This window comes from Microbacterium forte (assembly GCF_031885415.1).
GTDB lineage: Bacteria > Actinomycetota > Actinomycetes > Actinomycetales > Microbacteriaceae > Microbacterium > Microbacterium forte.
This window is the reverse complement of the sequence record NZ_CP116871.1, coordinates 1,439,110-1,461,714: the sequence shown is the minus strand read 5'-3', so window position 1 is coordinate 1,461,714 and position 22,605 is coordinate 1,439,110. Positions and strand designations below refer to the sequence as shown.

The 22,605-nt window shown below is 68.0% G+C and carries 17 protein-coding genes; 10 read left to right on the top strand and 7 right to left on the bottom strand.

All coding sequences use genetic code 11. The features are described 5' to 3' along the window. Positions 1-17: 17 nt before the first annotated feature. Positions 18-1,184, top strand: a complete 1,167-nt coding sequence (sucC, locus tag OB895_RS07100; protein WP_042539275.1) for an ADP-forming succinate--CoA ligase subunit beta — start codon at positions 18-20, stop codon at positions 1,182-1,184. Between the two features lie 27 nt (positions 1,185-1,211). Beyond that, a complete protein-coding gene (gene sucD, locus OB895_RS07095; protein WP_042539277.1) occupies positions 1,212-2,114 on the top strand; it encodes a succinate--CoA ligase subunit alpha in 903 nt (300 codons plus the stop codon). A gap of 48 nt (positions 2,115-2,162) precedes the next feature. Here sucD and OB895_RS07090 read toward each other — a convergent pair whose 3' ends face one another. Together OB895_RS07090 and OB895_RS07085 are read right to left on the bottom strand one after the other, a co-directional pair. Next, entirely contained in the window at positions 2,163-3,092 is a 930-nt protein-coding gene (locus OB895_RS07090; protein WP_311879632.1) for a homocysteine S-methyltransferase family protein, read from the bottom strand. A gap of 120 nt (positions 3,093-3,212) precedes the next feature. Next, positions 3,213-4,670 carry an NCS2 family permease gene (locus OB895_RS07085; RefSeq protein WP_311879630.1) on the bottom strand — a complete coding sequence of 486 codons (1,458 nt, stop codon included), beginning with the start codon at positions 4,668-4,670 and terminating at the stop codon, positions 3,213-3,215. A gap of 91 nt (positions 4,671-4,761) precedes the next feature. On the opposite strand from OB895_RS07085, the gene OB895_RS07080 reads away from it, so the two are divergent. The 8 genes from OB895_RS07080 (at position 4,762) to OB895_RS07045 (ending at position 15,600) form a co-directional block, all read left to right on the top strand. Beyond that, positions 4,762-6,147, top strand: coding sequence for a cell division protein PerM (locus tag OB895_RS07080; protein WP_311879628.1), 1,386 nt, complete (start codon positions 4,762-4,764; stop codon positions 6,145-6,147). 44 nt (positions 6,148-6,191) lie between these two features. Beyond that, complete coding sequence (gene purN, locus OB895_RS07075) at positions 6,192-6,779, top strand: phosphoribosylglycinamide formyltransferase (RefSeq protein WP_079112399.1); 588 nt, start codon at positions 6,192-6,194, stop codon at positions 6,777-6,779. 40 nt (positions 6,780-6,819) lie between these two features. Then, complete coding sequence (purH, locus tag OB895_RS07070; protein WP_311879626.1) at positions 6,820-8,427, top strand: bifunctional phosphoribosylaminoimidazolecarboxamide formyltransferase/IMP cyclohydrolase; 1,608 nt, start codon at positions 6,820-6,822, stop codon at positions 8,425-8,427. A 154-nt stretch (positions 8,428-8,581) separates the two neighbouring features. Continuing rightward, a complete protein-coding gene (locus tag OB895_RS07065) occupies positions 8,582-10,081 on the top strand; it encodes a DNA-3-methyladenine glycosylase 2 family protein (protein ID WP_311879625.1) in 1,500 nt (499 codons plus the stop codon). Beyond that, complete coding sequence (locus OB895_RS07060; RefSeq protein ID WP_311879624.1) at positions 10,078-10,575, top strand: methylated-DNA--[protein]-cysteine S-methyltransferase; 498 nt, start codon at positions 10,078-10,080, stop codon at positions 10,573-10,575. The genes OB895_RS07065 and OB895_RS07060 overlap by 4 nt, the downstream gene beginning before the upstream one ends. Positions 10,576-10,942: 367 nt before the next feature. Further along, positions 10,943-12,874 carry an ABC transporter ATP-binding protein gene (locus OB895_RS07055; protein WP_311879622.1) on the top strand — a complete coding sequence of 644 codons (1,932 nt, stop codon included), beginning with the start codon at positions 10,943-10,945 and terminating at the stop codon, positions 12,872-12,874. Then, the gene (locus OB895_RS07050) at positions 12,871-14,685 is read left to right on the top strand and encodes an ABC transporter ATP-binding protein (protein ID WP_311879621.1); all 1,815 of its coding nucleotides are present in this window, start codon (positions 12,871-12,873) and stop codon (positions 14,683-14,685) included. Before OB895_RS07055 ends, OB895_RS07050 begins: the two co-directional genes overlap by 4 nt. Positions 14,686-14,796: 111 nt before the next feature. Further along, complete coding sequence (locus OB895_RS07045; RefSeq protein WP_079112403.1) at positions 14,797-15,600, top strand: hypothetical protein; 804 nt, start codon at positions 14,797-14,799, stop codon at positions 15,598-15,600. Positions 15,601-15,639: 39 nt separating this feature from the next. Here OB895_RS07045 and OB895_RS07040 read toward each other — a convergent pair whose 3' ends face one another. The 5 genes from OB895_RS07040 to OB895_RS07020 are packed head-to-tail and all read right to left on the bottom strand — an operon-like array spanning position 15,640 to position 22,534. Continuing rightward, on the bottom strand, positions 15,640-17,085 hold the full coding sequence (locus OB895_RS07040) for a GH1 family beta-glucosidase (protein ID WP_311879619.1): 1,446 nt from the start codon (positions 17,083-17,085) through the stop codon (positions 15,640-15,642). Beyond that, positions 17,082-19,316 (bottom strand): alpha-xylosidase, encoded by a 2,235-nt coding sequence (gene yicI, locus OB895_RS07035; RefSeq protein WP_311879618.1) that lies wholly within the window; start codon positions 19,314-19,316, stop codon positions 17,082-17,084. The genes OB895_RS07040 and yicI overlap by 4 nt, the downstream gene beginning before the upstream one ends. Beyond that, complete coding sequence (locus OB895_RS07030) at positions 19,316-20,203, bottom strand: carbohydrate ABC transporter permease (protein ID WP_079112406.1); 888 nt, start codon at positions 20,201-20,203, stop codon at positions 19,316-19,318. The genes yicI and OB895_RS07030 overlap by 1 nt, the downstream gene beginning before the upstream one ends. After that, positions 20,203-21,168 carry a carbohydrate ABC transporter permease gene (locus OB895_RS07025; RefSeq protein ID WP_153302285.1) on the bottom strand — a complete coding sequence of 322 codons (966 nt, stop codon included), beginning with the start codon at positions 21,166-21,168 and terminating at the stop codon, positions 20,203-20,205. Before OB895_RS07025 ends, OB895_RS07030 begins: the two co-directional genes overlap by 1 nt. 58 nt (positions 21,169-21,226) lie before the next feature. After that, on the bottom strand, positions 21,227-22,534 hold the full coding sequence (locus OB895_RS07020; protein WP_042539304.1) for an ABC transporter substrate-binding protein: 1,308 nt from the start codon (positions 22,532-22,534) through the stop codon (positions 21,227-21,229). Positions 22,535-22,605 lie beyond the last annotated feature (71 nt).

Sequence of the window (22,605 nt, the reverse complement as noted above, 5' to 3'; positions counted from 1 at the left end):
CCAGTGAAGGAACCACAGTGGATCTGTACGAGTACCAGGCACGAGACGTTTTCGAAAAGTACGGAGTGCCGGTTCTCGCCGGCATCGTCGCCGACACCCCTGAGGAGGTGAAGGCAGCCGCTGAGAAGATCGGCGGAGTCGTCGTCGTCAAGGCCCAGGTGAAGACCGGTGGTCGCGGCAAGGCCGGCGGCGTCAAGGTCGCGAAGACCCCCGAAGAGGCATACGAGGCGGCCAAGGCCATCCTCGGACTCGACATCAAGGGCCACGTCGTCAAGCGCGTCATGGTCGCGCAGGGTGCGCGTATCGCCGAGGAGTTCTACTTCTCCGTGCTGCTCGACCGTGCCAACCGCTCCTATCTGAGCCTCTGCTCGGTCGAGGGCGGCATGGAGATCGAGGAGCTCGCGGTCGAGCGCCCCGAGGCGCTCGCACGCGTCGAGGTCAACCCGCTGACCGGCATCGACAAGGCGAAGGCCGTCGAGATCGCCCGTGCAGCCAACTTCCCCGAAGACCTCATCGAGAAGGTCTCCGATGTCTTCGTCAAGCTCTTCGACGTCTACAAGGGCGAAGACGCGACTCTCGTCGAGGTCAACCCGCTGGTCCGCACCGAAGAGGGCGACATCATCGCTCTCGACGGCAAGGTCACACTCGATGACAACGCCTCCGAGATCCGTCACCCCGAGCACGAAGCGCTCGAAGACAAGGACGCAGCCGACCCGCTCGAGGCCAAGGCCAAGAAGAGCGGTCTGAACTACGTGAAGCTCGACGGCGAGGTCGGAATCATCGGCAACGGTGCAGGACTCGTCATGTCGACGCTCGACGTCGTCGCCTACGCCGGTGAGAACCACAACGGCGTCAAGCCCGCCAACTTCCTCGACATCGGCGGTGGCGCCTCGGCTGAGGTCATGGCCGCAGGCCTCGACGTCATCCTCGGCGACCCGCAGGTCAAGAGCGTGTTCGTGAACGTCTTCGGCGGCATCACGGCGTGCGACGCCGTCGCCAACGGCATCAAGGGCGCTCTCGAGACCCTCGGCAGCGCAGCCTCCAAGCCGCTCGTCGTGCGCCTCGACGGCAACCGCGTCGACGAGGGTCGCGCGATCCTCGCCGAGTACGCGCACCCGCTCGTCACGCTCGCCAGCACCATGGACGAGGGCGCCGACAAGGCCGCCGAACTCGCCAACGCCTGATCGCAGAGAGACACAAGGACTAAAGAAATGTCGATCTACCTCAACAAGGATTCCAAGGTCATCGTCCAGGGCATCACCGGAGGCGAGGGCACCAAGCACACGGCGCTCATGCTGAAGGCCGGCACCCAGGTCGTCGGTGGCGTGAACGCGCGCAAGGCCGGCACCACGGTCTCGCACACCGACAAGGACGGCAACGCCGTCGAGCTCCCCGTCTTCGCCTCCGTGGCCGAGGCCATGAAGGAGACCGGCGCCGACGTGTCGATCGCCTTCGTCCCCGGTGCCTTCACCAAGGACGCGATGATCGAGGCCATCGACGCCGAGATCCCGCTGCTCGTCGTGATCACCGAGGGCGTCCCCGTCGGGGACTCGGCCGAGGCCTGGGCCTACGCGCAGAGCAAGGGCAACACGACCCGCATCATCGGACCGAACTGCCCCGGCATCATCACCCCCGGTGAGGCGCTCGTCGGCATCACGCCCGCGAACATCACCGGCAAGGGCCCGATCGGCCTCGTGTCGAAGTCGGGCACCCTGACCTACCAGATGATGTTCGAGCTGCGCGACCTGGGCTTCTCGACCGCCATCGGCATCGGCGGCGACCCGGTCATCGGCACGACGCACATCGACGCGCTGGCCGCGTTCGAAGCAGACCCCGAGACCAAGGCGATCGTGATGATCGGCGAGATCGGCGGCGACGCTGAAGAGCGTGCGGCCGAGTACATCAAGGCGCACGTCACCAAGCCCGTCGTCGGCTACGTCGCGGGCTTCACGGCCCCCGAGGGCAAGACCATGGGCCACGCAGGCGCCATCGTCTCGGGCTCGGCAGGCACCGCTCAGGCGAAGAAGGAGGCCCTCGAGGCCGCCGGGGTCAAGGTCGGCAAGACGCCGTCCGAGACCGCCGCTCTCATGCGTGAGATCGTCGAGTCGCTCTAAGAGCTATAATCGAGGAGAAGGCCCTGGACTCCACTCCGGGGCCTTCTTCTATGCCCGGACGGGGTCTCTGCCGAGCCGCTCCCAGATCGCCGCGACGTGCCGTGAATCGGTGCCGCAGCATCCTCCGATGACGCGCACCGACGGCATCCGCTCGAGGAGCTGAGCCATGCGGTCGGCCAGTTCGACGGGGTCGCCGTCGTCGAGGATCTCCGACTCGTCGAGCTCGGCGTGCGAGAGGCGTGAGGCGTTGGGGCGGATGCCGACGATACGTGGCGCGGTGTCGGCATCCAGAGCGCGCTCGAAGTGATCCGGGTGCGCGCAGTTGAGGGCGTAACCGTCGGGCGGATCCGACGCCTCGACCTCGGCGATCGTCTCCGCGAGTGTGCGGCCTGACGCGAGCAGTCCGTCGGTCTCGACGGTGAACGAGATCTCGACGGCGATGCCTGCCTCGCGGGCGGCGCGGACGATGCCCTGCGCCTCCGCCGCGTCGTTGAGCGTGTACGCGGCGATCACGTCTGCCCCCGCCTCGACGAGGGCGCGCACCTGGTCGCGGTGATAGCGATAGGCGTCATCCGGTCCGGTCACGGGATCCCACGCCCCCGGTCGGTAGCCGTCTCCTCGGGGGCCGAGCATGCCGACGATCTGCACCACAGGCAGGCCGGACTCGGCAGCGATCCGCTGCAGCAGCCGCACCGCATCGACGTTGACCCGATGCATGGCGTCGGTGTCGTATCCGAGCCGGGCGCCCCAGTCCGAGCTCGCACGCCAGGTGGGGGTCTCGAGCCGCAGCGGGGCGCCGTGTGCTCGGGCGATCTCGACGTAGCCGCGGTAGTACTCGCCCAGGAGCCGGCGGCCGTCATCATCGTCGAGGAGTACGAAGGCGGCGAAGTCCGGCAGATCGACGCCGTGATGGAAGATCAGATCGGTTTCCAGGCCGCCGTCTGTGACGTGACGGACCGGCACAACGGGTGCGGACATCGGTGCCTGCTCTCCTCGGGTCCTTCCGTTGTAGCACTGCGCACAGGGTGGCGCCACGGGGCCTGCACACGACAGAGGGGCGGATGCCGCAGCATCCGCCCCTCGTTGTTCCTGAGTCGCTCAGGCGACGCCGAACAGTGCCTCGATGGGTCCGCGGGCGAAGAACACGACGAAACCGGCGGCGACCACCCAGAGCAGTGGGCTGATCTTCCTGGCCTTTCCGGAGAACGCCTGCACGAGGACCCAGCTGACGAAGCCGGCGCCGATGCCGTTGGCGATCGAGTAGGTCAGCGGCATCACCGTGACCGTCAGGAACACCGGGAGCAGCACGCTGAACTCGGTCAGATCGATGTACTTGATCTGGGCCATCATCATGGCTCCGACGATCACCAGCGCTGCGGCGGCGATCTCGGTCGGCACGATCGACGTGAGCGGTGTGAGGAACATCGCCAGCAGGAACATGCCACCGGTGATCAGGTTCGCGAAGCCGGTGCGCGCACCCTCTCCGATGCCCGCTCCGGACTCGATGAACACGGTGCTCGACGACGACGACGTGCCACCACCGACGATCGCGCCGACACCTTCGACGACCAGCGCCGACTTGATGCGGGGGAAGTCGCCGTTCTCGTTCGCGAGACCGGCTTCCTTGGCGAGACCAGTCATGGTGCCCATGGCATCGAAGAAGTTCGAGAAGACCAGGGTGAAGACGATCATGACGATCGCGACGAGGCTGACCTTGCTGAAGTCGAAGCCGAAGTCGACCGCGCCGACCAGGCTCAGGTCGGGCAGGCCGAACGGCGAGCCGCTGAGCGTGGGGACCGTGAGGCCCCAGCCTCCGGCGTTGCCGTCTGCCGCGGCGCCGAGGTGCCAGATCGCCTCGACGATCACCGCGAGCACCGTGCCCGAGACGAGGCCGATGAGCAGCCCGCCCTTGACCTTGCGGGCGACCAGGATGCCGGTGACGATGAGCGTGACGATGAAGAGGACGGTCGGGACGGTCGCGACGGAGCCGCCGACGCCCAGACCGACCGGCGGGGACGCGCTGCCGGTGGCGGTCACGAAGCCCGAGTTGACGAAGCCGATGAAGGCGACGAACAGGCCGATTCCGACCGTGATCGCGATCTTGAGCTGGAACGGCACAGCGTCGAAGATCATCTTCCGAAGGCCCGTGGCAGCGAGGAGCACGATCACGAGACCGTTGATCATGACGAGCGCCATGGCCTCGGGCCAGGTGACCTGGCCGACGACCGAGAATGCGACGAAGGCGTTGATGCCGAGGCCGGCAGCGAAGCCGAAGGGCAGGCGGGTGATGAGACCGAACAGGATCGTCATCACGCCGGCGGTCAGCGCGGTCGCGGCGCCGACGGCGCTGAAGTCGAGGGTGTTGCCTGCGACATCGGCCGAGCCGGACAGGATGATCGGGTTGAGGATCACGATGTAGGCCATCGTGACGAAGGTCACCAGACCCCCTCGGATCTCGGTGCCGATCGTGGATCCGCGCTTGCTGATCTCGAAGAAGCGGTCCAGGGCGTTCGTGGGTTCGGCGGTTGAGCGGGTGGGGGACGGGGCAGTTGTCATCGGGAAACCTCCGCAGGAGACGATATCGTGTCGCGCGAGTCGCGCGCGCCCCCAGGCGACGACAGGGTTCTCGTCGTAGTCTCGATTCGATATGCAACGCCTCCTCGTCGCGCTCCTCGCCGCCTTCGATGCCGCTATCGCTGCGGCGGTCGGTCTCGTGGTTCTGCTGGCGCCGCTCACCCTGCTCTGGACGCTCTCGTTCGGAGTGACAGCCGACTGGGGAGCGCTCTGGCCGCTCACTGGCTCACTGTGGCAGTTCGGCCACGGTGTGCCGCTGAGCATCGACGTCTCGACCGAGGTGCTGCGCACCACGGGCATCGCGCCCGACGCTGCCGCTTTCACGCTCTCGGTGACTCCGCTCGCGTTTCTCGTCTTCACTCTGCTGTTCGCGGCTCGCTCCGGCGCCCGTGCCGCCCGCGCGGGTGCGTGGCTGCTCGGCACGCTCGCCGGTTCCCTCGCGTTCGCGGCGATCGCGACCGGAGTCGCGCTGACCTCGCATCTCGCCGCGGTCGAGACGCCCGTCGCAGAGGGCATCCTGCTTCCGACCGCGGTCTATCTCGTGGGCGCCGCGTGCGGGGCCGTGCGCATCGCCTGGGAAGACGGCGACGGCGGCGTCCTGGACCGCATCCACGACGTCGTCGACTCCTGGGGCGATTGGGGACCGGTGCCGAGCGCAGCGGTCCGCGGGGCGGCCTTCGCCGTGGTGGGGGTCACCGCTGTCTCGGCGGTCGCCGTCGCCGTTCTCGTCGCGGCACGGGGCGGGGAGATGGTCGCGTTGTTCCAGGCAGCTCGCGTCGACGCGCTCGGCGCCGGAGTCATCACGCTCGGACACCTCGCCTATCTGCCGACGATCATCGTCTGGGCGGCCTCCTGGCTCGCCGGCCCCGGATTCGCGGTGGGCGTCGGCACTGCGGTGTCTCCCGCGGGCACCCAGCTCGGGGTGGTCCCGGGGATCCCCGTGCTCGGTCTTCTTCCCGAGAGCACGTCGATCTGGATGCTCATCGTGATCATCCTCCCGATCGGAGCGGGAGCCTTCGCAGGATGGGCCGTCCGCTCGCGACTCGTGTGGGAGGGAACCCCTCTCGGAATGGCTCCTCGTGCGGTGATCGCCGCGGGCATCGGTGTGCTGACCGCCGCGGTCGCCGGGGTCGCCGCCCTGCTCGCAGGAGGATCGATGGGACCGGGGCGGCTCGCCGAAGCCGGACCGGCGGCGCTGCCCTTCGCCCTCGCTCTGGGCGGCGAGGTCCTGCTCGGTGCGGCGATCCTGCTCCTGTCGCCTCGGAACCGGGACGAGCTCGCGGAGGAGCGCACCGACCGGTGGGTCGCCGAGATGACGGCATCCGATTCCGCCTCGAGTGAGCCCGGCGACGGGATGGTTCGCTGGCCCGATGCAGCGTCCGACTACGACACCGCGCCGCTGGATGGCGCGGGGGGATTCCGGCTGCCCCAGCGCGACCCCGGGGATCCCGTCGGCTGACACGCGGGGTCAGGCCCCGGCGCCGGCCCCGATAGACTGGGCGCGTGCTCACGGTCGCCGTTCTCATCTCGGGCACCGGCTCGAACCTTCGCGCCCTCCTCGAGGCTGCTCGCCACCCCGATTTTCCTGCGCGGGTGGTGGTCGTCGGCGCCGACCGCGAAGCCGATGGCCTCGCCCACGCCGAGGAGTTCGGCATCCCGAGCTTCACGGTTCCCTGGCACGAGCACGAGTCTCGTGAGGCGTGGGGTGAAGAACTCGGCCGACAGCTCGCGGTCTGGAATGCAGACCTCGTCGTGCTCAGCGGCCTGATGCGCCTGCTTCCCGCTGCGCTCGTCGCGGACCTCGCGCCGCGGCTCATCAACACGCATCCCGCCTACCTGCCTGAGTTCCCCGGTGCACACGGAGTGCGCGATGCGCTCGCCGCGGGCGTCTCGGAGACCGGCGCGAGCGTGATCGTGGTCGACGACGGCGTCGACACCGGGCCGATCCTCGCCCAGGAGAGGGTGCCGGTCGTCGCAGGCGACACCGAGCACAGCCTGCACGAGCGCATCAAGCCCGTCGAACGCCGACTGCTCATCGACGTGGTGCGCCGCATCGCGACCGGCGAGCTCTCGCTGACCTCCGCATCCTGACCCGATCCACGCACGCCCCCCTCGCACGAAGGAGCCCCTCATGGCCGGACCCCGCCACGATCATTCGCTGTACCGCGACCGCGACACCGTCCCGGTGCGCCGGGCGCTCGTCTCGGTGAGCGACAAGACCGATCTGCTCGTGCTCGCGGCGGCGCTCGCCGATGCGGGTGTGCAGATCGTCTCGACCGGCTCGACCGCCTCCACCATCCGCGAGGCCGGATTCGAGGTGACCGATGTCGCCGCCGTCACCGGCGTCGCCGAGATGCTCGACGGGCGCGTGAAGACGCTGCACCCCAAGATCCACGGCGGCCTGCTCGCCGACCTCCGCCTCGAGGATCACGAGCGTCAGCTCGCCGACCTCGACATCGCGCCGTTCGAGCTCGTCGTCGTGAACCTCTACCCCTTCGTCGAGACTGTCGCCTCGGGCGCCGAGGGCGACGACGTCGTCGAGCAGATCGACATCGGCGGGCCTGCCATGGTCCGCGCCGCGGCCAAGAACCACGCGAACGTCGCGATCGTCGTCTCGCCGCAGTCGTACCCCGGCATCATCAGCGCCATCGAGAACGGCGGCACCACGCTGACGCAGCGCCGCGAGCTCGCGGCCCGCGCCTTCGCGCACACCGCCGCGTACGACACGGCTGTCGCCTCCTGGTTCGCCGAGGGCACGCTCGGTGAGGGCGAGGACCTGCCCACCCACCTCACGATCCAGGCCGAGCGTCTCAACACCCTGCGCTACGGCGAGAACTCGCACCAGCGCGGCGCGATCTACACGCGCGTCGGCGGCCACGGCATCGCGCAGGCGACGCAGCTGCAGGGCAAGGAGATGTCGTACAACAACTACGTCGATGCGGATGCCGCGCTGCGCGCCGCGTACGACATGGTGAAGCCGGCCGTCGCGATCATCAAGCACGCGAACCCGTGCGGCATCGCGACCACCGCGCCCAACGCCCTCGACCCGATCGCGAGCGCGCACATCCGTGCGCATGAGTGCGACCCCGTGTCGGCGTACGGCGGTGTGATCGCCGCGAACGGCACCGTGACGCTCAAGATGGCCGAGAACCTCAAGGACATCTTCACCGAGGTCATCGTCGCTCCGTCGTTCGAGCCCGCAGCGCTCGAGGTGTTCAAGGCGAAGAAGAACCTGCGTCTGCTGCAGCTTCCGCAGGACTGGCAGCAGGAGCGCATGGACGTGCGCCTGGTCTCGGGAGGGCTTCTGCTGCAGGACGCCGACCGCTTCCCCGACGACATCGTGTCGGTCGCGAAGAACTGGGAGCTCGTCTCGGGCGAGCGCCCCAGCGACGAGGAGATGGAGAACCTGATCTTCGCGTGGAAGGCGTGCCGCGCGGTGAAGTCGAACGCCATCGTCCTCGCGAAGGACAACGCCACGGTCGGCGTCGGCATGGGCCAGGTCAATCGTGTCGACTCGTGCCGGCTCGCCGTCGAGCGTGCCGGTGACCGGGCAGCGGGCTCGGTCGCTGCATCCGATGCGTTCTTCCCCTTCGCCGATGGCGCGCAGGTGCTCATCGACGCGGGCGTCACGGCGATCGTGCAGCCCGGTGGCTCGGTGCGCGACGAAGAGGTCGTCGACGCCGCACGCAAGGCCGGAGTCACGATGTTCTTCACCGGAGAGCGTCACTTCTTCCACTGAGGAGTCCGGCCCCAGGGTCGCAGCACCTCCGAGACCCCTCGCGTCGACGTCGGCGCGAGGGGTCTCGCGCTGTCTGCAGGGGGTCGAGATCGAAGTCCACAGTGATGTCCGATTTCCGCCAGTCGGCGTCGGAGGAGCATGACAGAGTGGAGCCATGAGCTTCCCCGTGACCGACTTCGACGAGCGATATCGCGCGATCAGCGCACGTGACACGCGCTTCGACGGTCAGTTCGTGACCGCCGTGAGCTCCACCGGCATCTACTGCCGGCCGAGCTGCCCCGCGCGCACACCCAAGCCGCAGAACGTCACCTTCTACCCGACCAGCGCGGCGGCTCACGAGGCGGGCTTCCGGGCGTGCAAACGATGCCTCCCCGAGGCGGCCCCCGGCTCACCCGCGTGGGATCTGCGCAGCGACGTCGCGGCTCGGGCGATGCGTCTCATCGCCTCGGGCGTGGTCGAGCGCGAGGGGGTCTCCGGGCTCGCCGTGCGTCTCGGATACTCGACCCGGCACCTCACCCGGCTGCTCTCGACCGAGCTCGGTGCGGGTCCTCTCGCCCTCGCGCGGGCGCACCGGGCGCACACGGCGCGGATGCTGCTCGTCGGCACGGACATGCAGATCTCCGACGTCGCGTTCTCCGCGGGCTTCGCGAGCATCCGGCAGTGCAACGACACGATCCGCGAGGTGTTCGGCCTGACGCCGGGCGAGCTCAGGGCCCGTCGGAAGACGCCGGCGTCGGCTGCTCCCGGCGCGATCGACCTCGTCCTCCCGTATCGCGGTCCTCTCGATGCGGCCGGCGTCTTCCACTGGATGGCGGCCCGTGCGGTGTCGGGGGTCGAAGAGGCCACGGCCACGTCGTTCTCGCGTCATCTGCGCATGGCGGGCGGGCCCGCATGGTTCGAGGTGAGGCAGGATGCGACGGAGCGACTGCACCTGCGTGCCCGTGTCGCGCAGCTCGGCGACCTCGCTCCGCTGGTGTCGACCGTGCGACGGATCTTCGATCTCGACGCCGACCCTCTTGCCGTCGACGAGGCGCTGAGCGCGCATCCGCAGCTCGCTCCGCTCGTCGCGCGCACTCCCGGCATCCGTGTGCCCGGTTCGGCGGATCCGCATGAGATGCTGATCCGCGCGATGATCGGTCAGCAGATCACGGTCGTCGCCGCTCGCACTGCCCTGACGGCCCTGACCGAGGCGCTGGGGGAGCGCACGGAGCAGGGGCTTCTGTTCCCCACGATGTCGGCGATCGCCGAGCGAGGGGCCGAGGTGCTGCGCGGGCCGGGGGCTCGTATCAGGGCGATCGTCGGTGCTGCGGCAGCTCTCGCCGACGGCTCGCTCCCGCTCACGGTCGGAGACGACGGCGTCGAGCAGCGAGCCGCCCTGCTCGCGATGCCGGGCATCGGTCCCTGGACGGCCGACTACGTGCGGATGCGCGTGCTCGGCGACCCCGACGTGCTTCTCCCCGGCGATGTCGCACTGCGCGCAGGGGCCGCCGCGTCCGGGCTTCCGGGCGATCCGCGGCCGCTCGTCGCGTGGGCGGAGCGCACCGCCCCGTGGCGCAGCTATCTCAGCGCACATCTCTGGCGCGCAGCACCGGCCCGCCCTGTGCGACGGACGCGCGCGTCCCAGACCACCACCCTTGTGAAGGAGACCCCATGAACGCCATCATCCAGACCATCGAGACCCCGGACGGGCCGTTCACCATCCTCGCCGACGAGCATCAGCGAGTGCTTTCCTCGGGATGGACTGCCGATCAGGCGACGATCGTCGCCCGCCTCTCGGCCCAGGGGCGACCGACTCAGGTGCGCGAGCGCGACACGGATGCGGCAGCCGCGGCGCTCGAGTTCTACGCCGGAGACCTCTCGGCGATCGACGCGGTCGCGGTGAAGCAGACGGGCACGACGCTGCAGCTGGCCGGATGGTCGGCGCTGCGTGAGATCGAGCCGGGGGAGCCGCTGACCTACACCTCGTTCGCGGCGCGGCTCGGCAACCCTCGGGCGGTGCGGGCCGCTGCCTCGATCTGCGCGCGCAACGCTCCGGCGCTGTTCGTCCCGTGCCATCGCGTGCTGCGCTCCGACGGCACGCTCGGCGGGTTCGCGTGGGGCCTCGACGTCAAGGCGAGTCTGTTGGAGAGGGAAGCCGCGCGGGGGTGAGTCGCAGAATCGTCGGCCGGCGCTGAAGCGCTATCGCCCGTCACCGAGACGGGCATCCCGGCATGCGATGTCGCCAGAGGAAGACGGCGTCGAGGAATCGGGAATCTCTCTTGCGCTCAGCTTGTTCACAGGAATAGGCTGGTGGGCTGTCGCACCGACCGGGACGACATCGCCGAGCCTGAGGAGGACACCATGACATCGATCGCCGCTGTGCAGATCGCCGCTCTCGGCTCGACCCCGGTGCGCCCGCTCCGCTAGAGCCACTTTCCGACACGCACGACCTCACCGGATGCCGGACTCCGAGAGTCCGTTGCTGCGTCCGCCCCCTTCAGCAACCGCTTCCCCATACGAAACTCGTCTGAGAGACATGTCTTCCTCGCCTTCATCGCAGAACGCTTCTTCCTCCTCGTCCCTCTCCACGCCGGCAGCCCTGTGGCGCCTGAAGCCCTTCGTGAAGCCCGTCATCTGGCGGCTCGCCGGAGGTGCCGCCAGCGCCCTCGTGGCCGCGATCATCGCGCTGATGATTCCGATCGTGCTGGAGCAGATCATGCGCGGACCGGTGCAGACCGGCGCGCTCGACGCCATCGCCTGGGGTGCGCTCGCGGTCTTCGGTCTCGCCCTCGGTGAGGCGCTGATGGTGTGGCTGCGCCGCCAGTTCGTGCTCAACCCCGCGACGCAGGTCGAGTACAAGATGCGCACCGAGCTCTACTCGCGACTCCAGACGCTGCCGGTCTCGTTCCACGACCGCTGGCAGTCGGGGCAGCTGCTGAGCCGCATGATGCAGGACATCGGCCTGATCCGCCGGTGGCTGGCGTTCGGTCTCGTGCTGCTCGTGGTCAACGTGCTGACGATCATCATCGGCTCGGTGCTGCTGTTCCGCTGGCACTGGCTGCTGGGCGTCATCTTCATCGTCACCGCCATTCCGCTGTGGATCCGCGGCTATCTCTTCGAGAAGCGCTACGGCGCGCTCACGCGCCGCAGCCAGGACCAGGCCGGCGACCTCGCGACCAGCGTCGAGGAGAGCGTGCACGGCATCCGCGTGCTCAAGGCCTTCGGTCGCGGCAAGCACGCCCTCGGTCGCTTCAGTCGTCAGGCCGAGACGCTTCGCGAGACCGAGATGAGCAAGGCCGGCGCGATCGCGTCGATCTGGTTCTGGCTCGACCTCATGCCGCAGATCGCCTTCGGCCTCAGCCTGATGTCGGGCATCTGGCTCATCTCGCAGGGCGAGATCGATCAGGCGCAGCTGTTCGCGTTCTTCGCCATGGCCGTGGTGCTCCGCTGGCCGATCGAGTCGATCGGCTTCCTGTTCTCGTTCATGCTCGATGCGCGCACGGCGACCGACCGCGTGTTCGACATCTACGCCGAGACGAACTCCATCACCGACCCCGAGCACCCGGTGCACATCGCGGAACCCCGCGGCGAGCTGGCTTTCGAGGCGGCGCACTTCCGGTACCAGGACGCAGGAGAGCACGAACGCGACCTGCTCGACGGCATCGATCTCGTGCTGCGGCCGGGCGAGACCATGGCGCTCGTCGGACTGACCGGCAGCGGCAAGACCACGCTGACCACGCTGCCGACGCGTCTCTATGACGTCACCGGCGGGCGGGTCACGCTCGACGGCGTCGACGTGCGGGATCTGCCGCTCGCCGAGCTGCGCCAGCACATCGCGATGGCCTTCGAAGACGCCACGCTGTTCTCGGCGACCGTTCGTGAGAACGTGCTGCTGGGGCGCGCCGACCTCGACGTGCACAGCGAGGAGGGCGAGCGTGTGCTGCGCGAGGCTCTCGAGGTCGCCCAGGCGGCCTTCGTGGACTCGTTGCCCGAGGGCGTCGAGACCGTCATCGGCGAGGAGGGGCTGAGCCTCTCCGGTGGGCAGCGTCAGCGTCTGGCACTCGCCAGGGCCGTCGCCGCGAACCCGAAGGTGCTCGTGCTCGACGACCCGCTGTCCGCGCTCGACGTCGACACCGAGGCTCTCGTCGAAGAGGCGCTGCGGCACGTGCTGGCAGACACCACGGCGATGATCGTGGCGCACCGCCCCTCGACCGTGGCCCTCGCCGACCGCGTGGCGCTGCTCGAGGCCGGCCGCGTCACCGCCGTCGGAACCCACAGCGAACTGCTGAGGACGAGCCGTCACTACCGGCACGTCATCTCGAGCCTCGAGGCCGAGGAGGCGGCGCGTACGGGCGCCATCCCGATCATCCGCGACGAGCAGGCTGAGATCGACGCCACAGTTCAGGCCGGGATCCGCGAGCATGCCGCCGACCAAGACATCATCACCGAGAAGGAGGTGCAGCGATGAGCACCGCGATCACCGGAACCCAGGACGAAGACCGCTCCAGCTACACCAAGGAGGAGAGCCGGGCCATCCGGCGTCGCTCGCTCCGACTGCTGGGCTCGCTCGTGCGTCCCCTCAAGGCGCAGATCGCGCTCGCGGCGATCGTGCTCGTGATCTCGACGGCGCTCCAGGTCGCCGGCCCGATCCTGATCAGCATCGGGCTCGACCGGGCCCTGCCCGCCGTGCTCGAGCGCGCGGACTGGATGCCGACCTTCATGATCGGCGGGATCTACCTCCTCGCCGGGGCGGTCGCGGCGGCGATGATCGCCTGGTACGTCATCATCGCGGCCAAGCTCACGCAGGCCGTGCTGCTGGACCTCCGCAAGCGGATCTTCCTGCACACTCAGCGCCTCAGCCTGGAGTTCCACGAGTCGTACACGTCCGGTCGCATCATCTCGCGCCAGACGAGCGATCTCGACTCGATCAAGGAGCTTCTCGACGGCGGACTGAACGAGCTCGTCTCCGGCGTGCTGTTCGGCCTGTTCACGTTCATCGCACTGTGCGTGTGGGACTGGCAGTCCGGGCTCATCCTCGCGATCGGCGGCGTGCCGCTGTTCTTCCTGATGCGCTGGTTCTACTCGCGCTCTCAGCTCGTCTACCGCGAGTCGCGCGTGATCAGCGCGAAGGTGATCGTGCAGTTCGTCGAGACGATGACGGGCATCCGAGCGGTGAAGGCGTTCCGCAAGGAACCCCGCAACGATGTGGCGTTCCAGAAGATCGCGGGCGATTATCGGGATGTCAACCGACGCTCGATGCTGCTGTTCGGCACGTTCGAGCCCGGTCTGATGGGCGTCGCGGCTCTGGTGCTCGGCATCGTCGTGCTCTGGGGTGGCATCCGAGTGTCCGAGGGGGCACTCACCGTCGGCGTGCTGCTGTCGGCTGTGCTGTACGTGCGCAACTTCTTCGCTCCGATGCAGGAGATCGCGATGTTCCTCAACTCCTACCAGTCCGCCACGGCGGCGCTGGAGAAGGTGTCCGGCGTGCTCGAGGAGGTGCCGACCGTTCCGGATCCTGAGAAGCCGGTCGATCTCTGGGAGTCGCGAGGACACATCGAGTTCGATGGGGTGACGTTCGGCTACAACGGTGAGAAGACGATCCTGCCGAACTTCTCGCTCGACATCCCCGCTGGGCAGACCATCGCTCTGGTGGGCACCACCGGAGCGGGGAAGTCCACGCTCGCGAAGCTGATCTCCCGGTTCTACGACCCGTCGATCGGAAAGGTGACGCTCGACGGAGTCGACCTGCGCAACCTGCACCCGAAGGATCTCCGCCGGGCCATCGTCATGGTGACGCAGGAGGCTTATCTCTTCAGCGGAACGGTCGCCGACAACATCGCTCTCGGAAAGCCCGACGCCTCGCTCGACGAGATCCGCGCGGCTGCCCGCGCCGTCGGGGCGGACGAGTTCATCTCGTCGCTGCCCGACGGGTACCGCACCGACGTCAACAAGCGCGGTGGTCGTGTGTCGGCAGGTCAGCGTCAGCTGATCTCGTTCGCCCGAGCGTTCCTCGCCGACCCTGCGGTGCTGATCCTCGACGAGGCCACCGCGTCGCTCGACATCCCCTCGGAGCGTCTGATTCAGGACGCGCTGCAGACGCTGCTCAAGGACCGCACGGCGATCATCATCGCGCACCGTCTCTCGACGGTCGCGATCGCCGACCGGGTGCTGGTGATGGAGCACGGGAAGATCATCGAGGATGACACGCCCGAGGCGCTCATCAGCGGCACGGGCAAGTTCGCGCAGCTGCACGCCGCCTGGCAGGAGACCCTGGTGTGAACGAGCCCGATTCCTGAACACCGGGGCCACGACCGATCATCGGTCGTGGCCTCGGTCGTACGTCGGGGAGACGGCGGAGCGGTGAGGCGTCGGCCTGGGTAGCATCGAAGTATGGATCCGTTGCTTCTCGCCGTCGAGTTGTGGTGGATCGCGCCCGTCGCGGCCGGCGGAGTCGCGGCCGGGGCGGTCGGGTTGCGTCGTCGCAGCACGAAGAGCGGCCGTCGGCTCGAGTACGACGCGGCCCGGCACGATCTCAAGGCCGCGCAGCAGACGGCGGTCGAACGACGGATGGCCGTGAAGTTGGCCAGGGCCGACGTCGCGCGCATCTCGGCCGAGCGCAGCGCGCGCCGTGCGACTCCCGAGCAGGTGGCCGGTGCCAAGCGGATGCTGCGCGCCAAGGAGAACGATGCCAAGGCCGCCGCCGCAGACGTGCGCGCCAAGCAGGTTCGGCTCAACGCCGCGCGCGCGGCGATCCCCGCAGCATCCGCCCCTCGCCCCCTGGAGCGTCTCCAGGCACAGCATGAGGCGATCGTCGTGCGATGGATGAACTATGAGACCGATGCGGGCCTGCAGATCGCGTACCCGGCGATGACCGACGTCAAGCAGCCCGCGACAGCGGCGTATCTCCGGGCGGCAGCGCATGCGGTCGAGATGCGCCGCGCCGCCACCGGGCGGGTCAGCGCTGAGGACTTCGCCGCCTACCGCGACGCCGTCGCCGACCTCGAGCGCGCCTTCGAGGCCGCGGAGCATTCGGCGAGGGTTCAGGCGGGCGAGGCCCCCCAGCCGTCGTCGGCCTGGCAGGACGCCGCGCAGGACATGATCAGCCGCTCCGCCGACGCGATCGATCGCGCAGCCGGCGCCGCGGCATCGGCACTCGCAGCCTGGAACGAGCGCAAGCGGCCAGGCAAGCAGTGACCGCCGCCTCCGAGGAGGAAAGGCGGCGGCCGGTGGTGCTCATCCGAAGGGCCAGGCCCCGATCGTGCGTGAGGCGATGAGCTCGCGATACCAGCGCCCCGAATCTTTGACGGTGCGTTCGAGCGAGTCGAAGTCCACGCGCACGATGCCGAACCTCTTGGCGTAGCCGTACCCCCACTCGAAGTTGTCGAGCAGCGACCACACGAAGTAGCCCCGCAGGTCGACACCCCGCTCGATCGCGCGGTGAGCGGCGGTGAAGTGACGTCGCAGGTAGTCCGTGCGCTCGGGATCGGGCACTGAGCCGTCGGCAGCGACCTCGTCGTCGAACGCGGCGCCGTTCTCGGTGACCATCAGCGGCTGGGTGGGGAACTGCTCCGACAGGGAGACGAGCAGCTCTTCGAGTCCCTCCGGCGCGATGTTCCACCCCATCGCCGTGTAGGGCCCCGGCTGCTCGACGAACTCGACCAGCTGATCGCTGCCCGGCCACGCGGTGCCTCCGGCCGTGCCCTTGTGTCCGTCGTTCTGCTGCTTCTCCGAGACGCCGTCCCAGAGCCGCACCGTCGCGGTGGAGTAGTAGTTCACTCCGAGCACATCGATCGGCTGGTTGACGGTGGCGAGGTCGCCGTCGTGCACGAACGACCAGTCCGTGACCGAGGCCGTGTCCTCGAGGAGATCCGGGGGATACTCGCCGCGCAGCATCGGATGCGTGAACGCGCGGTTCGCCAGAGCGTCGATCCGGCGCATGGCCTCGTCTGCGCCGTCGCCCACGCCGCGCAGCACATGGAAGTTCAGTGTCACCGAGTAGTCGGGGTCGCCGGTCGACGTGGCGCGGAGCGCCTGGATCGCGCGCCCGTGCGCGAGGTTCAGGTGGTGCACGGCCGCCAGGGCGGAGGCCGGCTCGTGGCGGCCGGGCGCGTGACCACCCTGCCCGTATCCCAGATAGGCCGAGCACCAGGGCTCGTTGAGCGTCGTCCAGGTGTGCACCCGGTCGCCGAGCGCCGCGCCCATGATCGACGCGTATCGCTCGAAGGCGTCGGTCGTCGACCGGGAGGTCCACCCGCCTGCGTCTTCGAGGTACTGGGGGAGGTCCCAGTGATAGAGGGTCGCCACCGGCTTGATGCCCCGCTCGAGCAGTCCGTCGACAAGACGAGAGTAGAAATCGATCCCGGCCTGGTTCACTGCGCCGTCCGCCGCGGGAACGATCCGCGGCCAGGCGATCGAGAATCGGTACGCCTGCAGTCCGAGATCCGACATCAGATCGAGGTCCTCATCGACGCGGTGGTAGTGGTCGCAGGCCACATCGCCGGTGTCGCCGTTCCACACCTTCCCCGGCGTCTTGCTGAACGTGTCCCAGATCGACGGCGTGCGCCCGTCTTCGTCGGCCGCCCCCTCGATCTGGTAGGAGGCGGTAGCCGATCCGAACGTGAAGCCCTCGGGCAGCACGAGTCCGGATCCGCGGTAGTCATCGGCAGGAGAGAGAGTCACCGGGTCACCTCAGTCAGGTCGGTTTCGTAGATCTTCTCACGGCCGTCCGGGCTCGTGACGGTCACGGACGCCGAGCCCGATCCGCCAGGGAACACCCGCAGTCGCAGGCCGTCGTGATAGTCGTAGTCGGGTCTGTCGGTGCGGGCACCCCAGGGGAGTGCCGTGCCTGGTCGCACGTACAGCGGAAGCGAGTCGAAGGAGTGGGTCTCTCGGCGCCAGCCCCCGCCCGAGACGGTCTCGCCGCTCAGCAGCGAGGTCCACTCGCCCTCCGGCAGATAGAACTCGACCGATCCGTCCTCGGAGAAGACGGGCGCCACGAGCAGGTCGGTGCCGAGCATGTACTGCCGGTCGAGGTAGCCGACGGCCGGGTCATCGGGGAACTCCAGCTGCATCGGCCGCATCACGGGCAGGCCCGTCCTCGATGCGATGATGCCCTGTTGATACAGGTAGGGCATCAGCTGCATCTTGAGGTGCGTGAATCGCCTCGTCACGTCGACGGCCTCCTCGTCGAATGCCCACGGCACCCGGTAGGAGCTCGATCCATGGAAGCGCGAGTGCGAGCCGAGCAGACCGAAGGCCGTCCAGCGTTTGAACACACCGGCATCCGGAGTGCCCTCGAATCCGCCGATGTCGTGGCTCCAGAAGGCGAAGCCGCTCAGTGCGAGCGAGAGCCCGCCGCGCAGGGTCTCGGCCATCGACGCGTAGGTCGACGTCGAGTCGCCGCCCCAGTGCACCGGCATGCTCTGCCCGCCGGCAGTCGCCGAGCGCGCGAACAGCACGGCGTCGTCTGCGCCTCGCGCATCGACGAGCACATCGTGCACGGCTCGGTTGTAGAGATCGGTGTACAGGTTGTGCATGCGCTCGGGGTCGGAGCCGTCGGCCCAGACCACCTCGGTGGGGATGCGTTCGCCGAAGTCGGTCTTGAAGCAGTCCACGCCCTGTGCGATGAGCTCGCGGAGCTTCGCCTGGTACCAGGCGGTCGCATCCGGATTGGTGAAGTCGACGAGCCCCATTCCCGCCTGCCAGAGATCCCACTGCCAGACCGACCCGTCGGGGCGCATCACGAGGTAGCCCTGATCAGCCGCCTCACGGAAGAGGGGGGAGCGCTGCGCGATGTACGGGTTGATCCAGACGCAGACGCGCAGGTCCTTGTCGTGCAGTCGCGACAGCATGCCCTCGGGGTCGGGGAACACCCGGGAATCCCAGACGAAGTCGGTCCAGTTGAACTCGCGCATCCAGAAGCAGTCGAAGTGGAACACCGACACCGGCAGCTCACGCGCCGCCATCTCGTCGATGAACGAGTTGACGGTCTTCTCGTCGTAGTCGGTCGTGAAGCTCGTCGACAGCCAGAGCCCGTACGACCAGGCCGGCACCACGGGTGGTCGTCCGGTGAGAGCGGTGTAGCGTCCCAGGACATCCTTCGGCGTCGGACCAGCGATGACGAAGTACTCGAGCACCTCGCCGGAGACGGAGAACTGCACGCGCTCGACCGACTCCGATCCGATCTCGTACGACACGTGGCCCGGGTCGTTCACGAGCACGCCGTAGCCGCGATTCGAGAGATGGAACGGGATGCTCTTGTAGGCCTGCTCACTGGAGGTGCCGCCGTCGGCGTTCCAGATGTCGACCGACTGGCCGTTCTTCACCAGCGGACCGAAGCGCTCGCCGAGGCCGTAGATCAGCTCGCCGACTCCGAGGTCGAGCTGCTCGTGCACGAAGACGGCTCCGTTCGGGCTCGAACCGCCCTGTCGTGCATTGTCGACGATGCCGGCGTCGACCTGCGCGTCCGGGGCGAGGCGCACGTATCCCTGGGCCTTGTGCGCGCTTCCGGTCACGCGTCTCCCGTCGACCTCGAATGCGAGGTCCCAGGGCGCGCCCTTCGTGATCCGTGCGACGAGCGAACCGGCATCGAGAGCGCCACCCCCCTCGGTGAGGGACACGGATGCCGCTCCGGATCCTGCCCCGGGAAGACCGAAGCCGCCGTGCCAGCGGCCTCCTTCGTGGTGCGCGATGCGGACGCGCACCACCCCCTCGGCGGGCGATGAGAGCGTGGTCGTCAGCACCGGCCGGTTCAGGGTGTCGCCGCGCTTGGCGATCACCATGGTGGGTGCTGTGATGACGATGCCGGGTCCGTCGGGGGTGTCGTCGGTCTCGGCGATGTCGTAGGCCTCCTGCGCGTACAGCGCGGTGACCCCAGGACGCAGTTGCCAGAACCCGTCGGTGAACTTCATTACTTGACTGCTCCTGCCGTGATGCCGCGTGTGAGGGTGCGCTGGAAGATGAGGAAGAAGATGAGCGTGGGGATGATGCCGAGGAGGGCGGAGGCGCTCGTGGTCGTGACGTCCATGAGCCGGTCGCCCTGCAGTACGCTGATCGCCACGGGGACCGTCTGATTCGCATTCGATGCGAGGAAGGTCAGCGGGATCAGGAACTCGTTCCACGTCCAGATGAAGAAGAAGATGAGCAGCACCGACAGGGTCGGGCGGCTGATCGGGAAGACGATCCGCCAGAGGATCTGCCAGCGATTCGCACCGTCGATGGATGCCGCTTCGAGGATCTCCTTGGGGAACGTGCCGTAGACGGACGACAGCAGGTATGTGCCGAAAGCCGCCTGGATGACCGTGAAGACGATGATCACCGACCACACGTTGTCGTACAGGCCGACGGACTTGAACATGTAGTACAGCGGGTAGAGCAGCGCCTCCTGCGGCAGCAGGTTGGCGAGCAGGAAGAGCAGCACGATCCAGCTGCGCCCGCGGACGCGGCCGATGCCGATCGCGAAGGCGTTGAGCATCGAGATCACGACGGCGAGCACCGAGACGATGCCGGCGATGAAGATCGAGTTCCACACCTTCTCGGGGAAGTTCACCCGCTCCCAGAATTTGATGATCCCGCCGAAGTCCAGCGTCTCGGGGAAGGCGAGCGGACCCGATGTGGCGTAGTCGACAGGGGACTTGAACGAGTTGACCAGCACGAGGTAGAACGGCGCGATGATGAGCAGTGCGCCGATCACGACGAGCGCGAGCATGAGCCAGTCGACGGGGCGCTTCCTGGTCATCCCGCCGCGAGGGCGTTTCTGGGAGGGCTTGCCGGTGACGATGGCGGTGGTGGCGTGCATCAGAGACCCGCCCTTTCCTTGCGCTCGAGCGAGTTCTGCACGCGGATGAAGATGATCGACACGATCACCACGACGATGGTCAGCACGGTGGCGATGGTCGCGCCGTAGCCGACGTTCCGCTTGGTGAAGAACTCCTGGTAGGCGTAGTAGGCGGGCACCAGAGTGGCACCGGCGGGGCCGCCGCGCGTGATGATGTACACGGGGCCGAAGACTTTGAGGGCGGCGATCGTGCAGGTGAGCGTGACGACGAAGATCTCCGGGCGGATGATGCTCATCGTGATCGCGGTGAATCGCTGGAACCAGTTCGCGCCGTCGAGTTCGGCGGCTTCGTACAGTTCGGGATCGACGCGCTGGAGCGCCGCCATGAAGACGACGACGGGGTAGCCGAGCTGCACCCACACCATGACGACCATCAGCACGATGAGGGCTGACGGCATCTGGCCGAGCCAGTCGTAGGCGGGGATGCCGAACCAACCGAGGATCTGGTTGAGCGCGCCGTCGCCACCCGGCCGGACGATCCAGCCGATCACGATGCCGGCGACGGCGATGGGGAGGATCTGGGGGAGATAGTAGGTCGCGCGCAGGAAGCTGCCGACCTTGCCGCCGAACTTGCGCCCGACCACGTCGAAGAGCAGGGCTGCGACGATCAGGCCGACGATCGTCGGCACCACGACCATGGCGAGGATCATCCACACGGAGTTCGTGAACGAGGTCCAGAAGTCGCTGTCGGTGAGGATCTTCTGCCAGTTCTCGAGACCGATGAACTCGGGGGCGCGCACTCCCTTCCACTTGGTGAAGGTCAGGTAGACGTTCCAGATCAGCGGGACGATGACGACGACGAGCAGAAGCACGAAGCCGGGGAGCAGGTACAACCAGTAGGCCCCGGTCCCGCCGCTGCGCTGCGGGATCGACGGCTCTTCGGGCGGCAGCTTCGTGCGGCCCTCGCGTCGGGTGACGAGTGACATGTTCATCTCCAGGAGGATGCGGGGGCGACGCCGTGCGGTCGTCGCCCCCGCGGGCGGATCAACGGAATTCGGACGTGCCCTCGTCGTACTGCTCGCCGAGGTTCGTGTTGGTGGTCTCCGCATCCTGCGTGCCCGTGATCAGACCCTGGAGCTCCTGCACGATCACGTCGTAGAAGCCGGGAGCGGGCCAGTCCGGGTAGAACGAGAGCCCGTCTGCGTCGAGCACGCCGTTGAAGGTCTCGATGAGCGCCGCGCTCTTCTCGTCGGTGATGTCGGCGGTGTCGGCGGCGACCGGGAGGCCGCCGTTGTTGCCGATGATCGCCTGGATCTCGGGGCGCATCGTGATGTCGATGAACTCGTAGGCGAGCTCCTTGTTCGCGGCGTTCTCGGGGACGACCCAGAGGTTGCCGGACGAGCCGAGCGACAGGTCGGCGCCGGGGAACGCGGTCATCGTCCAGTCGAAGCCGGTCGCCTCCGACACGAAGCGACCGAACCACCAGGATCCCGACACGAAGATCGGCGAGGTGCCGTTGATGAACGAGACGCCGGCGTCCTCGGCCTTGACCGAGGAGACGTCCGAGGCGATGTAGCCCTTCTCGACGTAGTCCTTGAGCGTCTCGGACGCGGCAGTGACCTCCGGGCCCTGCCAGTCGACCTCGCCGTCGTACAGCTGGTAGGAGTCGACGAAGCCGCGATCGCCTTCGAGCAGCGCGAGCTGGTACCAGAGCTGTCCGAGGGGGTACTCGGCGCCGGCCTCGGCGAGCGGGGTGACGCCCTGCGCGACGAACGCGTCGAGGACGTCGACGAACTCCTCGTAGGTGGTGGGGATCTCGAGACCCGCCGCGGCGAAGGCATCCTGGTTGTAGTAGACGCCGACGAACTCGCCGTAGTTCGGGACGCCGAACCACGTGTCGCCGCCCATGACGCCGTCTTCGGAGTATTTCGCGGTGGTCTGCAGCGAGGGAGCGAGCTTCTCATCCCATCCGTACTCCTCGACCGCGTCGGAGATGTCCGTGATCAGTCCGGTGGAGGCCAGGAATCCCGCCGTCGCGTTGCCCTTGTTGAACTCCATGAGGTCGGGTGCCGCGTCGGTGTCGAGCACCTGGCTGGCCGTCTTCTGGATCTGCTCGAAGGACTTCTCCTCGAACTCGACGGTCGCTCCGGTCTCTTCTTCGAAGATCGCGATCGCCTCGGCCCAGGCCTTTCCCATGGCGCTGTCCGCACCCTCGTAATGCCAGAGCTTGAGGGTGTCTCCGTCGCCGCCCTCGTCTGCCGAACCGGCAGTGCAGCCGCTCAGTGCGATGCCTGTCGCGGTGAGCGCGGCGAGGGCCGCCAGCGTCTTCGTCCTGCGTGTGGTGCGTGCCATCGTCGGCACTCCTTTCTCAGTGGCCCTGGGGCCGGACACTTCAGTGGGTCGGGTGTTCAGTTGTGATGAGG